General features: G+C 45.4%; 15 protein-coding genes. 2 read left to right on the forward strand and 13 right to left on the reverse strand.

Annotated elements, in window-relative coordinates:
- Nucleotides 1-101: 101 nt before the first annotated feature.
- From V7Z64_RS06670 to V7Z64_RS06720, 11 genes are all read right to left on the reverse strand, one after another.
- On the reverse strand, nt 102-2,018 hold the full coding sequence (locus V7Z64_RS06670) for a stage V sporulation protein D (protein WP_297992498.1): 1,917 nt from the start codon (nt 2,016-2,018) through the stop codon (nt 102-104).
- Nucleotides 2,019-2,082: 64 nt separating this feature from the next.
- The gene (locus tag V7Z64_RS06675; RefSeq protein WP_297992500.1) at nt 2,083-4,263 is read right to left on the reverse strand and encodes a penicillin-binding protein; all 2,181 of its coding nucleotides are present in this window, start codon (nt 4,261-4,263) and stop codon (nt 2,083-2,085) included.
- Between the two features lie 6 nt (nt 4,264-4,269).
- Nucleotides 4,270-4,626, reverse strand: coding sequence for a cell division protein FtsL (ftsL, locus tag V7Z64_RS06680; protein WP_297992502.1), 357 nt, complete (start codon nt 4,624-4,626; stop codon nt 4,270-4,272).
- Between the two features lie 15 nt (nt 4,627-4,641).
- Complete coding sequence (gene rsmH / locus V7Z64_RS06685; protein WP_297992503.1) at nt 4,642-5,574, reverse strand: 16S rRNA (cytosine(1402)-N(4))-methyltransferase RsmH; 933 nt, start codon at nt 5,572-5,574, stop codon at nt 4,642-4,644.
- Nucleotides 5,575-5,711: 137 nt separating this feature from the next.
- Nucleotides 5,712-7,322 (reverse strand): bacillithiol biosynthesis cysteine-adding enzyme BshC, encoded by a 1,611-nt coding sequence (gene bshC, locus V7Z64_RS06690; protein ID WP_297992505.1) that lies wholly within the window; start codon nt 7,320-7,322, stop codon nt 5,712-5,714.
- A gap of 19 nt (nt 7,323-7,341) precedes the next feature.
- Entirely contained in the window at nt 7,342-7,737 is a 396-nt protein-coding gene (locus tag V7Z64_RS06695) for a DUF3397 domain-containing protein (protein WP_297992508.1), read from the reverse strand.
- A complete protein-coding gene (locus V7Z64_RS06700) occupies nt 7,734-8,627 on the reverse strand; it encodes a 2-dehydropantoate 2-reductase (RefSeq protein ID WP_297992510.1) in 894 nt (297 codons plus the stop codon). The genes V7Z64_RS06695 and V7Z64_RS06700 overlap by 4 nt, the downstream gene beginning before the upstream one ends.
- 67 nt (nt 8,628-8,694) lie before the next feature.
- On the reverse strand, nt 8,695-9,141 hold the full coding sequence (locus V7Z64_RS06705; RefSeq protein ID WP_297992511.1) for an RsfA family transcriptional regulator: 447 nt from the start codon (nt 9,139-9,141) through the stop codon (nt 8,695-8,697).
- 60 nt (nt 9,142-9,201) lie between these two features.
- Entirely contained in the window at nt 9,202-9,954 is a 753-nt protein-coding gene (locus V7Z64_RS06710; RefSeq protein WP_297992513.1) for an enoyl-CoA hydratase/isomerase family protein, read from the reverse strand.
- A gap of 106 nt (nt 9,955-10,060) precedes the next feature.
- Entirely contained in the window at nt 10,061-10,234 is a 174-nt protein-coding gene (rpmF, locus tag V7Z64_RS06715; protein ID WP_003395111.1) for a 50S ribosomal protein L32, read from the reverse strand.
- A 63-nt stretch (nt 10,235-10,297) separates the two neighbouring features.
- On the reverse strand, nt 10,298-10,813 hold the full coding sequence (locus V7Z64_RS06720) for a YceD family protein (RefSeq protein WP_091703686.1): 516 nt from the start codon (nt 10,811-10,813) through the stop codon (nt 10,298-10,300).
- Between the two features lie 141 nt (nt 10,814-10,954).
- Between V7Z64_RS06720 and V7Z64_RS06725 the strand changes: the two genes are divergently transcribed.
- A complete protein-coding gene (locus V7Z64_RS06725) occupies nt 10,955-12,151 on the forward strand; it encodes a nucleotidyltransferase (RefSeq protein ID WP_297992518.1) in 1,197 nt (398 codons plus the stop codon).
- On the opposite strand, the gene V7Z64_RS06730 is transcribed toward V7Z64_RS06725, so the two are convergent.
- Together V7Z64_RS06730 and V7Z64_RS06735 are read right to left on the reverse strand one after the other, a co-directional pair.
- Nucleotides 12,143-13,156 carry a SepM family pheromone-processing serine protease gene (locus V7Z64_RS06730; RefSeq protein WP_297992521.1) on the reverse strand — a complete coding sequence of 338 codons (1,014 nt, stop codon included), beginning with the start codon at nt 13,154-13,156 and terminating at the stop codon, nt 12,143-12,145. The genes V7Z64_RS06725 and V7Z64_RS06730 overlap by 9 nt on opposite strands.
- Nucleotides 13,153-13,929 carry a patatin-like phospholipase family protein gene (locus V7Z64_RS06735; RefSeq protein ID WP_297992524.1) on the reverse strand — a complete coding sequence of 259 codons (777 nt, stop codon included), beginning with the start codon at nt 13,927-13,929 and terminating at the stop codon, nt 13,153-13,155. The genes V7Z64_RS06730 and V7Z64_RS06735 overlap by 4 nt, the downstream gene beginning before the upstream one ends.
- A gap of 99 nt (nt 13,930-14,028) precedes the next feature.
- On the opposite strand from V7Z64_RS06735, the gene ylbJ reads away from it, so the two are divergent.
- Complete coding sequence (gene ylbJ / locus V7Z64_RS06740; RefSeq protein WP_334109828.1) at nt 14,029-15,234, forward strand: sporulation integral membrane protein YlbJ; 1,206 nt, start codon at nt 14,029-14,031, stop codon at nt 15,232-15,234.
- Nucleotides 15,235-15,267 lie beyond the last annotated feature (33 nt).

Here is a 15,267-nt window from a genome sequence, read left to right on the forward strand (position 1 = left end):
CTCCTTTTTTGTTTAGTTGTAAATTTATGTTAGTAGATTTGCTCAACTACAGTTTCTTATATAAACAGAAAAAGAAGCCATGAGGATACTTCCTCTAGGCTTTACCGTTTCGTTCCAAAATAAACCCGAATCGTCGCTCCTTCTTTCACTTTCACTCCCGGCTTCGGTGCTTGTTCAATGACTGTATCGCCTTCGCCACTACCATCTAATTTTAAGTGAAAAAGTTGTCGTTGCAAATCTTTTTTTGTTAAACCGATTAAATTTGGCACTTCGACATACCGTGGGTCAAGCCATGTCGTTTCTTTTTCAATTTGCTCTTTTCGGGGCTTCACGCCAAGCGCACGTAAACTATCTTCCATAATATTTCCAACAATCGGAGCGGCGACGACACCTCCAAATTGCACCGTTCCTTTCGGGTTATCGACAGCAACATACACGACAATTTGAGGGTCATCTGCCGGCGCAAAGCCGATAAATGAAACGATATGATTATCTTTTAAATATTGACCGTCTTTCGCTTTTTGAGCCGTCCCTGTTTTTCCACCGACGCGGTAGCCATCGACAAACGCCCCTTTCCCCGTTCCTTGCGCGACAACACTTTCGAGCGCATAGCGAATTTGTTTGGACGTTTCCTCGGAAATAACCCTTCTTTTCGCTTGCGGCGCTTGACGGCGCACCACTTCTCCTGTAATCGGATCAAGCCACTCTTTGGCGATGTATGGTTGGTATAAAATTCCTCCGTTTACAGCGGCAGCGACCGCCACTACTTGTTGAATCGGTGTAACTGCTACCCCTTGTCCGAAGGCGGTTGTCGCCTGTTCCACCGGTCCGACGCGATGAAGGGGGAACAAAATTCCTTTTCCTTCCCCTTGCAAATCAATGCCTGTCTTTTCACCAAAACCAAATGCGCGAATGTATTCAAACAGCTTTTCTTTCCCAAGCCGTTCACCGAGTTCCACAAACCCTGGGTTGCACGAGTTTTGTACCACTTCTAAAAACGTTTGGTCACCATGTCCTCCTCGCTTCCAACAATGCAACGTCGCTCCTGCCACTTTCACATATCCCGGATCATAAAAATGCTCTTTCAATAAATCGACTTTTTTTTCTTCTAGTGCGGCAGCGAGCGTAATAATTTTAAATGTGGACCCCGGTTCATACGTGCTCCAAATCGGCAAGTTTCGGTTAAAAATTTCTGGAGGGACGTTTTGAAAATCAGCAGGATCAAACGTTGGACGGCTCGCCATCCCTAAAATTTCTCCGTTGTTTGGATTCATGGCAATCGCAATGATGCCATCCGGCCGATACGTCGCTTCCGCAATGGTCAGCTCCCTTTCTAAAATCGTCTGCACACGCGTATCAATCGTCAATTTTAAATCAAGCCCATCAACGGGTGGCGTGTACGCATCGGCCATGCCGGGCATGCGTTTCCCTTTCGCATCGGAATAAAATTGTACCGACCCAGGCTTGCCGCTTAATTGTTTATCGTAATACAACTCAAGCCCCATTAACCCTTGATTGTCGATGCCTGCAAATCCGAGCACGTGCGATAAATAGCTGCCAAACGGATAATACCGCTTCGAGTCTTCAGCGATGTATACTCCTTTCATCCCTAAATCGCGAATTTGTTTTGCCTGTTCGTTTGAAATTTTTCGCCCTTCAGGATGAATACGTTCAATAGACGTTTTTTTCGTCACATGTTTGTACGCTTTCTCTACCGGCATATGTAAAATATCGGCAAGCTGCTTCGCTACTTCGGCTGGATTTTCAATTTGTCTTGGGACGACGAGCACAGATGGGGCGCTTATGTTAGTCGCTAAAGGCACCCCGTTGCGATCGACAATTTGTCCGCGCTCTGGCTCAAACGGAATGTTTCGGCTCCATAAATCTTTCGCTCGTTCCGTTAACATATCCCCTAAAACGAATTGTACGTAACCGAGACGTATATCAATAATCGCAAAAATGACGAATCCGATCAACAAAAAAACAGTTAATCGCTTGCGAACGGTAACTGCACGCATATCGTAGAACCCCCTCATATGTTTCGGCTCGTTCCACTATATGCTTGTACCGTTTCATATAGAACTAGTCGATCGGACCATCCGTTTCTTGTTGTTCGCTTTCTTTGTTTTCTTTTTTCTCGCTAAGTTCGGACGGTTTGGCCAGCTCAACGATGACATAATCATTTTGTTTTATGACCGTTCCCGGAGCGATATTTTGCCTAAATACGTATCCGCTTCCGATAAAGCTCGGTTTCAGTTGTAACAATTCGGCAAGCTTCATCACATCGCGCAACGACCAACCAGTCAAATCTGGCATGATGGCATGACCGTCCGTTTGCAGCAACACGCGATCCGACGCAACGACATGTTCACCGGCTCGCGGGAATTGAGCATGTACTTGTTTTCCTTTTCCGACGACAGTCACGTGTAGTCCTTCGTTTTTCAACGACTGTACCGCTTGTTCAACCGACTGACCGACGTAAGACGGAAGCGGCGTGCTTTTTTCTTTTTTCTCCGATTTTTTCTCGGCGGTCGGTTGAATGTTTAAATATTGCAAACTGCTTTTCATGACGGAATTAAAAATCATTGATACAGGCGCGGCCCCTGTTTCCGTATATGAAATATTTGGCTGTTGTACCGCAACATACATAATTAAACGTGGATTTTCGCGCGGTGCCATCCCTAAAAACGAAAATATGTAGTTTTGATGACCCGTCAAATAGCCACCTTTCGGATCTGGAATTTGCGCAGTTCCCGTTTTTCCTGCTACGCGATAACCTTCAATTTGATAAGGACGCCCCGTCCCCTTTTCGGATGTAACGACCGTCTCTAAAATGTCTAACACCTTTTCGGCTGTTTCTTTTGAAATCGGTGTATCAACGACTTGCGGTTCATTTTTCACCACCGTTTTTCCGCTTTCCGAATCAACAATGCGATCAACGACGTATGGCTTCATCATTTTCCCGCCATTCGCAATGGCTGTTGCTGCTTGAATTTGTTGAATAGGGGTAACAGATGTTCCTTGCCCGAACCCTGTCGTTACTTTTTCAATCGGATAACGATACAAAATATTTCCCGCTTTTTCTCCTGGCAAATCAATACCCGTTGGCTCGTGGAAACGGAAGCGGTGCAAATATTGCAAAAAGCGATCTTCGCCTAATTTTTCGCGCACGATGATGGCGAAGGCGACGTTTGATGAGCGCTGTACCCCTTCAAGAAACGTAATTTTTCCCCAGCCGACTTTATTATGGTCGCGAATGCGATGGCTCCCTACTTGATACGAACCGGATAAATACGTTTCATTTGCTGGAAACACCCCTTCATTTACAGCGGCCGCAAGCGTAAATATTTTCATCGTCGAACCTGGTTCGTACGGATATGCGATCGCATCGTTCAAGTAGTTTTCAATATTTCGTTTGTTCGGATTAAAACTCGGGCGCGTGCTCATCGCTAAAATGGCGCCAGTTTTCGGATCCGCAACGATGGCGATCATTTTTTTCGGAGCATATTGTTTTTCAACCGCATTCATCGCATCTTCTAAAAACGTTTGAATGTTTTTATCGATCGTTAAATAAATATCTTTTCCGTTTTGTGGTGGAACGATTTTTTCATCTGCGTGGGGCAATTTAAACCCTTGTTGATCCCCTTCATAGACGACGTATCCGTCTTTTTCTTTTAATTGTTCATCAAACTGCTTTTCAATGCCCATTTTTCCTTCTACTTCATTCGTCCCTTCATTTTTTTGCGCATAGCCGACGACGTACGAAGCGAACGTGCCGTTCGGATAAAAACGTTTCGAATCCCGCAAAAAAATAATGCCTGGAAGTTGTAACGCTTCAATTTCTTTTTTCACCGTTTGGCTAATGCCGCGGCCGTTTGGACCGAACTCTACTTGCTTCGCCTTTTTTTTCAACATGCGTTCTACATCTGCCACATCCATGTTTAATAGTGGCGCTAGTTTGCGCGCTGTTGCTTCTGGATCGCTCACATGTTGCGGCATATTCGGGTCAAGAACAGCGGCAACGGTGTAAGAAGGGATGTCTTCTGCGATCACTTCCCCACGCCGATCGAAAATCGTTCCTCGCTTCGCTTCTAACACTTGTTTTTTCAAATAACGTTTTTGTGCCTCAACCGCTAATACTCGTCCATCTGCAACACCTGTTGCTTGCAAGTAAACGAAACGACCAAACAATATAAAAAAGAGCAAGCTAAAAATCCCAAAATATATAGCTGCTCCTCTATGTGTATGTTTATGCTTTCTCATTCGGCATCAATCCTGTACAACTTTTACGTTATTTTCGTTTAATGTTAGACCAAGCTCTTTCGCTTTTGCTAAAATGCGCTCGTATGTGCTTAGTTCTTGCACTTGTACGTATAAATCACGATTTTGTTTTTCTTGCTCTTGAATCGTCGCTTGTAATTGTTGCACTTCTTTATTCATGTGATAAATCGTAAATTGATTGGATACGATCATGATGCTGCTATATAGCGCAAATGCGACAAACGCAACGAAAACGATTTTCTCCCCGAGCGTCCAGCGCACACCACGTTTTTGTTTTTTCTTTGGCGCGCGTTGCACATGTTGTTCTTGCTGTTGCACTTTTTGTTGAATGCGGACAGCTGCCATACCTTTTCCCCCTTTTTACAATTTTTCAGCAATGCGCAATTTTGCAGATCGTGCGCGATGATTATGTTGCAATTCTTCTTCCGATGGAACGATCGGCTTTTTTGTAATGATTTTTAATTTCGGCTTATACTCATCTGGAACGATCGGCAATCCCGGCGGTAAGTGAGGCGTTTCACTTGCTTGTTTAAACGCTAGCTTACAAATGCGGTCTTCGAGTGAATGAAACGTAATGACGCTTATTCGTCCTCCCGGCTTTAATATATCAATGGCTTGTTCGATCGCTTCTTCAAACGCGCGCAATTCATCGTTTACAGCGATGCGAATCGCTTGAAAGATTCGTTTCGCTGGATGTCCTCCCGTTCGACGCGCGGGCGCTGGAATAGCTCCCTTAATGATGTCAGCGAGCTCCGTCGTCGTTTCAATCCGCTTTTGCTTGCGCGCTTGTTCAATTTTACGTGCGATCGCTTTTGAAAACTTTTCTTCACCGTATTGGAAAAAAATTTTTACAAGCTGTTCGTACGGCCATGTGTTAACAATGTCATATGCTGTTAACGTTTGCTCGCGATCCATGCGCATATCGAGCGGCGCTTCATGTTGATAACTAAAGCCGCGCTCCGGCATATCGAGCTGCGGGGACGATACACCGAGGTCGAATAAAATGCCGTCCACTTCATGCACGCCGTAAAGCGCCAACTGTTGTTTCATATAGCGGAAATTGCTTTTAATAATCGTAAACTGACCGCTATATCGTTCAAGTTTTTGCTTGGCATGATGAATGGCGATATCGTCTTGATCGAAGGCAAACAGTCTTCCTTCCGGCGATAATTGCGACAGTAAATATTCGCTATGTCCAGCTCCACCGAGCGTACAATCTACATATGTACCATCTTTTTTTATGTTCAATCCATCAACGGTCTCTTTTAACAATACAGTTACGTGATGAAACAACGATGTCACCTACCTTTTACAACTTTGCAATTGTATTGTACCATCATTTCACTAAATTCACTACTTACTTCCGAACTATTCTATTGTAATAAAAAAAAATCCTGTGCGCGACAGGATTTTTTTATCGACGAAAATAGTTACATATATACAATTTTATGCAGCCCATTCCACCGATAATCGACATGAAGAAGTCGAGAAACAACGTCTAAACCGTAACGATTCATATAGTAAAACATATTCCACACGCGCTCTTGCGGCATGCCGTTCGGACGCAACGCCAGCGCAATGCGCTCATACTTACGCACGTGCACATCATGCTTTTGCAACATGCGCCGTGCAATCAATTGTTGAAGATAATCGATTTCTGTCTCGATCCGTTCGGCATTTTTCAACATTACTCGTTCAAGGTGCGGATCGACTTGCATCCCAAGATGACGAAGTTGTTCATGTATGCGCGCCATTTCCTTTTTCGCTTCCCCAAACGCTTCATCGAACGCGATCGGCTCATTGTTGCGCAACCACTCCTCAAGCGCATCGTCCGTTCCGTTTACCAATGCTTGTTCGACCGTCATATGCACATCAGCTAAATCGGTTGCAATATGGCGTTCAACGAGCGTCAACGACAGGCGCGGCACAATCGGGGGCATGCGCAAGCCAACATGCTCGAACACTTGCTTTAATTCGGCCCAATAGGCGATTTCGCCTGGGCCGGCAATGAAAGCGAGCGTCGGAAATAACCATTCTTGCATGAGCGGCCTTGTTACGACGTTGTTGCTAAACGACTGCGGCTCCCTCTCCATTCGTTGTTTTAGCTCATCTAACGTGAAGCGATACACCCCATCTTTTGTGTAAAAACAACGTTGTCTATCATCATAATATAATAGCCGTCGTTGACCGTCATCGTAAAACAAATGCGCGCACATCGGCGACACATTAATCGTGCGCGCATAACCTAGCTTTTCAAGATGCCGTTGTTGTTCGTTTAGCGCGTTTGTCATCATATGATGATTGTGAGCGATCGTCATAAACCATTTGCTTTCGATCGCCCGTAAGTGTGGGTGGGCCGCATCTACAACAACGAGGCCTTCTTTTGCAAACAACGATAAAACAATGGCTGCAAAAAAGTCAGCGACCGTCTTTGATTTTGCGATACATTCGTATATGTATGCACGCAATTCGTTTGTTACATCTGTTTCACCGTACGTTTTCAGCACTTCATCTATCCATTGTTTGCAGTCGTCTTCATTGAGTTCAATACGGGCAGCCATCCGCTTCTCTCTCGCTAATGGCGGATATACGTATTTTTTCACTTTCCCTTCATCACACACGTGCACATGGTTAATTTCTGCCACGTCATGATCTTCCGATGCCATCCAAAACACCGGAACAACAGGCACGCCGAGCTCACGTTCTTGTTGCTTTGCTAATGTAATGATCGAGATGATTTTGTAAATCGTATATAACGGACCTGTTAATAGCCCAGCCTGTTGTCCGCCAATGACGACAACGCTCTTTGGATGGCGCAATTTTTTAATATTTGCCATCGTTTCATCGCTCGCCCCAAACTGCTCATGGTATGTAAGTAAATGATCGACGAGCGCTTCTCGTGCATACGTTCGCTCATGCACGTATGCGAGACGTTCTTCAAATGTAAAATGGTGAAACGCTTCATGAATCGGAAACGTCCCTTTCATATATTCTGTTGCTAAACGGTTCGTGGCTGGCAATGACAGCTCCATAACTTCCATCTTAAACTTCCTTTCCCATTCATGATGAAAACACGACCATGACGCGATGAATGATCCCGTATATCAATAGTCCCATATAAGCGGTTGTAAACAATAAAAATTGCACTTTCCAATATAATTTAAACGTTCGTGGCAACGACACGTCTCCTGTCTTTTTCCAATATAAGACGATACCGATCATAAATGTAACAATAAAGAAAATGAGCAGTTCAACGATGTACGACCGATGAAAAATAGCTTGTAACAATACGTGCACCGCAAAAATAAAAAACATGGTCGATCCGTTTACAGCGACGTGAAACGCACGCCTCCCTTTTCGTTTGAACACCGCTTTGGCGAGCGTGAAAATAAAAAAAAACGAAAGGAACGGCACGACAACCATGATGGCAATGAAAGAAGTTAATAACTCTTTCATCTTCCCTTTCCCCCCTCTAGTTCTTTCCCTTTCACAAGGGAGTATAAAAATGTGCTAATGGGGGCAGGAATGTGCTGCTCGTTTGCTCGCTCGATTACATACGATAAAATGGCGTCAATTTCCGTTCTTCTCCCTGACTCGATGTCGCGCAACATCGAAGAGCGGTTGGCGGCCGTTTGGCGACAAATCGTTTGGACGTGTTGCCATATGCGCTCCCGTTGTTCAATATGAAAAATGGAAGCGACTTCGTGAAACAATTGCTCCATCGCTTGCCGATACGGATCGTGCGCCACTAGCATACCGTTCGGGACGCGCAATAAAGCGGTAAGCGGGTTAATTAATACGTTCACCATTAATTTTTCAAGCAACATCGTTTCCCAATCGTCGACGTATTGAAACGGAAAGCGGGACGATGTGCGCAAAAGAAACGAGAACGCGTGCTGTTCCCCTCGCCATACGCTCCATTTCGTTTGGCCGACACCGGTATGAACAACGGTCGTATCGTCTACTTTCAGCGCGCCATGTTCGACGACGGCAAGCGCAATATGTTCGTGAGGCAAGCGCGATACATATCGAATATGCCCCATGCCGTTTTGCAAAAATATGATGGCGTTCGCTTGAAGCATATGTACATGCGTCGTCAATATGTTTGTTAAATCGTATTGCTTCACCGCCATAAACAACACATCGTCGTTCGTTTCGCAAACGAACGGCGTCGCTTGTACGCGATGCGTCGTTTTTTCGTCCCCACAAATGACCGTCAATCCATTCGCGCATAGCTTTTCCGCCTGCTCATGTCGCCGCGTGTAAATGGTGACATGAGCGCTTTGGCTCATGTAAGCAGCCGTCAACAAACCGACCGCACCGCCACCAACAATTCCGATTCGCACCGTACCTCCCCCTCTGTCTTTCCTATGCTTTATTGTATAAAAAAAAGTAGCTGACGTCTATCAGCTACTATACAGACAATTGGCGCGCACGCTCTAAAATATACATGATCGCTTTGTACTCTTGTTGCAACGCTTGCAGCTGCTTTTCCAGCTCTTCTTTTTCTTTTTGCAACGTACATACTTGCTGGCGCAACTGTTCGATTTCTTGTTTCCCTTCTCCGCGCTGTTGCAACGTTTGCAAAAACGAAATGACATCTTGCAACGTCATGTCGCGTTCGGACGGTTGCGGCTCTTTTTTCTTCTTTCGTTGCTGTTTCGCTAACTCTAACTCTCGTTCATATGTTTTGCGCACGTATGCATTCCATCGGAAACCGCAAGCGGCGGCTGTTCGCGATAGTTTTTTTCCTACTTCTTCAAACGCTCGTAATTGTGTGCTTCCTTCGCGCACGAAAGCTAACACCGTTTCAGCAAGCAATACGTCCTCCTCTTCTGTCCACGCATCTTGACGCATCATTTCTATCCCTCCTCGCTGCATTTACTATATCATTATGCAGCTAATAGAAAAGATAGAAGATTATTTGTTTCGTTTCGCTAAAAATGATTGTACCGCCTGCTCGTGCTCTTCGCTTTCCCATAAGCGAGCGCATTGTTCAATTTCAGCAAAAAAACGACGGCGAAACTCTTCCGTTTTCCAACGCCTGATCGTAGCCTCCTTATAGGCGCGCAACACATGAGTCGATTTATTCGTATAGCCGCTCATCTCTTTTTCACACTGTTCGCGCAACGAATGATGAAACGTACGGTGAACAAAGCCGATGCGCTCCGCTTCTTCCGCTGTTATCGTTTGCGCTTGAAGCAATAGATGAAGCGCTTTGTCATACGCCATTTTTTCAAATAACATCGTCGCTCCACCCCAGCCTGTCGTAATAGCTAAATTCGCTTGTACAAAACCGAGACGTGCGCCGGCGCGGGCAAAGCGAAAATCGCATGCTGTCGCCAATTCACAGCCGCCGCCAACCGCGGTGCCGTTAATGAGGGCAACCGTTGGCTTCGACAACGTCAATAAGCGATACAAAATATTTCCCATTTTCGCAAGCATAGCGTACGCTTCCTCTTTTGTTTTTAGCTTGTGAAACACTTGTAAGTCGCCGCCGGCACAAAAGGCGTCTTCGCCAGCGCCGGTAATGACGAGCACTTTCACTTCATCATCTTGTTCAGCAAGCTCGATCGCTTCGTGCAGTTCTTCCATCACCGTATAGTCGATCGCATTTCGTCTCGTCGGACGACAAATTGTAAACCATGCGATGCCTTGTTGTTTTTCAATCATGTCTCCCTCTCCCCTTTGCCGTATGTACATGCTTTGTATTCGCTATGCGATCCGTTTTTCCTCTATCAAATAAGAAAAGCGCAAGGGGATGGCCCTTACGCTTTTCTTATTTGTTTACAACGTCTTTTCCTTTGTATGTTCCACAAACTTTACATACGCGATGAGCAAGTTTCATTTCACCGCAGTTTGGGCATTCTACCATACCAGGTACGCGCAATTTGAAGTGCGTACGACGTAGTCTCTTTTTCATTTTTGATGTTCTTCTAAAAGGTACTGCCATCATTTCCACCTCCTTAAATGGATTTAGGCAAATATGGAGGCCGGTGTAGTTCCGGATCTTCCCTTATGATTCATTTTTGTTTTCGAAAAACTTGGCTAACTTCGCAAGGCGCGGATCAATTTTGTTTTCATGTTCTTCTTCCGAAATGACCGCCCAATCTTTTCCTGATTGCGGAGCGGCATCAGGATGATCCGGCTGCTCGCTAAAAATTTGCATTGGAATTTCAAGAAGAATAAGCTCTTTTACGATCGGCATTAAGTCGATCGCCTCTCCTTGAACAACATGCGACTCTTCATCTGTTGCATCATAATCGTTTAAAAAGAACGTTTCTGTGCTTTCAATGGCGAATGGATACGATACGTCCACGAGCGTACGGGAACACGGTAACGTCATCGTCCCTTCAATCGTTAAGTGGAACGTAAACTTTTTCGCGCTCACATCTGCTCGTCCATGAACACGGACAGGAGAAATGTCACGAATGGACGCATCCACTTCTTTTAGCTCGGACACATCAGCCATTTCGTCAATCGACAGTCCTTTATGCTGCAACTGATGAAGTTGATGAATAGACCATCTCAATGATAATCACCTCAAGACAACAAAGAAAATTATACGTTTGAACAACGTTTTTGTCAATATTTTTTCTTTACACTACTTCCATTATAATCAGCTTATACTCACTGTATCACGTTTTCAACAAAAAAGAAAGGTGGACAACAGATGAAAGCGGCTGGAATCGTTGTCGAATACAATCCGTTTCATAACGGACATGCATATCATGTGCAACAAACGAGAAAAAAAACAGGGGCCGATTGCATAATCGCCGTCATGAGCAGCTCCTTTACACAACGGGGTGAGCCGGCAATCGTGCCGAAATGGCAACGTGCTAGCATGGCGCTAGCAGGCGGCGTCGATCTCGTCGTCGAGCTCCCTTATCCATTTGCGGTGCAAACAGCTGAGCTTTTCGCTCATGGGGCGATTTCGATTCTTGATGCCCTCCACTGCGAGCAATTATGTTTTGGAAGCGAACATGGAAATATCGAATCGTTTTTACAGACGGCACAACGGCTAATCGATGAACAAGAAAGACATAACGAGCGAGTAAAGCATTATATGCAACAAGGAATGAGCTATGCGAAAGCGTATGCCCTTGCGCTTGGCGACATCAGTCGTGACGTGCTCGACATATCGCAGCCGAACAATATTTTAGGATTGCATTACGTTAAAGCGATACGAGAACAGCGAAGTCAGATGAAGCCGGAAACGATTTCGCGCATCGTTGCCCATTATCATGACGAAACGCTCCCGACGAATGAGCAAATCGCTAGCGCAACGAGCATTCGCCGCTTTTTGCAATCTGGTCGCGCTGAAGACATCGTGCGCTACGTTCCACACATCACATATGAGACGCTTCAAACGTATCGAATGTGGCACGACTGGGAGTCGTATTTTCCGCTTCTCAAATATCGCCTACTGACGATGGAAATAGATGATATTCGACGCATCGTAGAAGTGGAAGAAGGAATTGAACATCGGTTAAAACGAGCGATTGTACATGCTACATCGTTTCACGCATTTCTTTCAGCTGTCAAAACGAAGCGATATACGTGGACGAGATTGCAACGTATATGTACGCATATTTTGACGAATGTAACGAAAAAAGAAATGGCGCAAGCGATCGAACAGAAGCGTGCGACATACATTCGTCTGCTCGCAATGAACGACAAAGGAAGAGCGTATTTACAAACCGTCAAAAAACGAACGGCATTGCCGCTTATAACGAACGTAAAACATATACAACACGACCCGATATATCATATTGAAAAAAAAGCGACGCAAGCATATTTATCCGTGTTGCCTGAGCCGCTTTTGACGGAAGCGTTGCGCAACGAATACGCAACGCCGCCGTTACGATAGTTTTTGTAAAAATTGAACAGCGTCATCGAACGTATCAACAGGAACAATTTTCATGTTTGTGCCGATATCTTTTGCCGTTTTTGCAGCTTCCTTATAGTTTGAATGTGTCGCTCCGCGCTCGTTCGGAGCGAAAAAAATGTCCGCCCCCGCTTTATGAGCGGCGATCACTTTTTGAGAAATGCCACCGATCGGACCGACTTCTCCGTCGCTGTTAATCGTGCCGGTTCCAGCAATGCGATATCCTTTCGTTAAATCTTCGGGAACGAGCTGGTTGTACACTTCAAGAGCGAACATGAGACCGGCGGACGGTCCACCAATTTGATCGGATTCAATACGAACTGGTGGATCGGTGACGATATCGCGGTCGGTCATGACGGAAACGCCGAGACCGACACGCTCTTTATCTTTCGGAAACGGTACGAGCGTCAATGTTACCGTTTTCTCTTTTCCTTCTCGTTTATATGTAATATGAACGCGATCGCCTTTTTTCTTTCCGCTCACGTATTGAATAAATTCATCAGCTTCATTGATTCGTTGCCCGTCAATCGCTGTTAATTGATCGCCGCTTTTTAATTGTTTCGAAGCCGGCATCTCATCCATGACATAAAGTACATATACCCCTTTATTTTTGTAGGAAAACGGCTTATTTGCTTTTTTGTATGCAACGGCAATCGCCGTTTCTTTCGAGTTTTCCATCATTTTTAATTGGCGATGTGTATATTCTTCGTCGCTTTCTCCTTCTTGGCGCACTTCGTCCATCCGATATAGCTCGTTATATTTACTCACGTGCGCGAGGATAAAAGAAAAAAGGTTTGCCTGCCCCATTCGAACCGTCGTTAACATCAATTCCCCTTCTTCTTTGTAGCCGCCTTTTACTTCAACGAGCGGACGCAACGGTTCAGCCGTCCCGGGCATCGTCACGTAATATGGCAAATGAAAAAAAGTCGCAAAAGCAAACAATATCGCTATGATAATCGTCGTTTGAATATACCGTTTTTTCTTCATTGTTTAAACCCCTTCTTTGCAAGCAATTGGCGAATCGTCGGAAGCTGTTGGCGCGCCGCTTCTTCCCCGATGCGAATCATTTCTTTCGCATGAGTGAATGCATACGAACTATACCGCTCAAGCGGCGGGCGGATGACGATATCAGCTTGAGCGATGCGGTGGGACGCGAGCTCCGCTTGAATAATATCTAAACTTTGTAAAATAACATCAACCATCGATGTAATGGCACCGTTCGTTTTCACAGAAGCGACATCGACAGCGATGACGACATCCGCTCCCATGTCACGAACGACGGTAGCTGGCACGCGATCGATTACCCCTCCGTCGACAAGAAGACGGCCGTTCCATCGTTCTGGCACAAAAATGCCGGGAATAGAAATGCTTGCCCGCACCGCATCGGCTATGCTTCCGCTGCGAAAGACGACCTTTTCCCCTTTTTGCAAATCCGTTGCCACGATCGCGAGCGGAATGTGCGTGTCTTCGATTCGTTGTTGCTTTGTCATAACCGAAATGAATTGTTTTATGTCATTTCCAGCAATAAGCCCCATTTTCGGAACGGTCCAATCGATATAGTCGTTGCGTCGAAATACGGATGCTAATCGGTATAATCGCTCCGTCGATATCCCCGATGCATACAACGCTCCAACGAGGGCACCGATGCTACTTCCGGCGATCATATGAATCGGAATGTGTCCTTCTTCCAACACTTTAATTACTCCAGCATGCGCAAAGCCTCGTGCTCCACCAGAACCTAACGCCAACCCGATTTTCATTCTCGTTCCCCCTTCCTGTTCAATACTATGGTCTAAAATGTCCACATATACTCGTATATTAAAACGAGTACGATCGGCAAACGAGGAGGCTTATGAACGATGAAAGAGAAATGGAAAACATTAGTGCTATCGTCTATCATTATTTGTTTATGTATCGCCTTGCTTCGCTATCCACAGCAATCATTTGAAGCGGCTGTGCGCGGATTACATATGTGGTGGGACGTCGTCTTTCCTTCCCTTCTCCCTTTTTTTGTTGTATCAGAAATTTTAATCGGATTTGGCGTCGTTCATTTTCTCGGTGTATTGCTTGAGCCGTTCATGCGACCGCTTTTTAAAGTGCCTGGCATCGGCGGGTTCGTTTGGGCGATGGGCATGGCTTCTGGCTATCCTGCTGGGGCGAAACTGACGGCACGATTAAAGCAACAGCAACAGCTTTCCGCCGTTGAAGCAGAACGGCTCGTTTCGTTTACAAATTCATCAAATCCGCTTTTTATTTTCGGGGCTATTTCTGTCGGTTTTTTTCACAATCCGAATATCGGCATCATTCTCGCCTTATCCCATTATCTCGGCAACATTTGCGTCGGAATGATGATGCGCTTCCACGGAAAAGACGACGCCGCTCATGTCGCCAAGCAAAAAAAAGGCATTTTCCGTCAAGCGTTTCGCGCCATGCATGAAACGCGCTTAAAACATAGACAAGCGGTCGGTAAACTGCTTGGAGATGCCGTCCGCTCCTCCATTCAGACGCTTTTTATGATCGGGGGGTTCATTATTTTATTTTCCGTTTTAAATAAACTGCTTTATATGACAAATATGACGAACGTGCTCGCAAACATCGTGCAGCACGGTTTAGCTATTTTTCAATTGCCGAGCGAGTTGAGCGTGCCGCTTATTGCAGGAATGTTCGAAATTACTTTAGGTAGCCAAATGGCGAGCGAAGCGACGAACGCAACACTGTTACAAAAAGTGATCGTCACAAGCTTCATTCTCGCCTTTGGCGGCTTTTCTGTACAAGCACAAGTTGCCAGCATATTAGCTGAAGCAAATATTCGCTTCCAACCTTTTTTCATTGCGCGCATATGTCACGGGCTATTTGCTGCTTTTTTCGCATCGCTTCTTTGGAAACCGCTTTATGTTGAGCCGTTTGAGGCAGGAGAAACATGGCCTGTATGGCTTCCGCAAACAGGGGTACAATGGTCGATTACGTACGTGCATTGGCTTGAGCAGTACGGTTTTTTCATCACCGCTACGGCGTGTCTCGTTTATTTGCTCATCATTTTTCGACGTGAAAAACCACCTGCTTAAAGGTGGTTTTTCGCTTCAGCAAACTTTTGACGA

Source organism: Anoxybacillus sp., assembly GCF_036834105.1.
In the GTDB taxonomy this organism is placed as follows: domain Bacteria; phylum Bacillota; class Bacilli; order Bacillales; family Anoxybacillaceae; genus Anoxybacillus.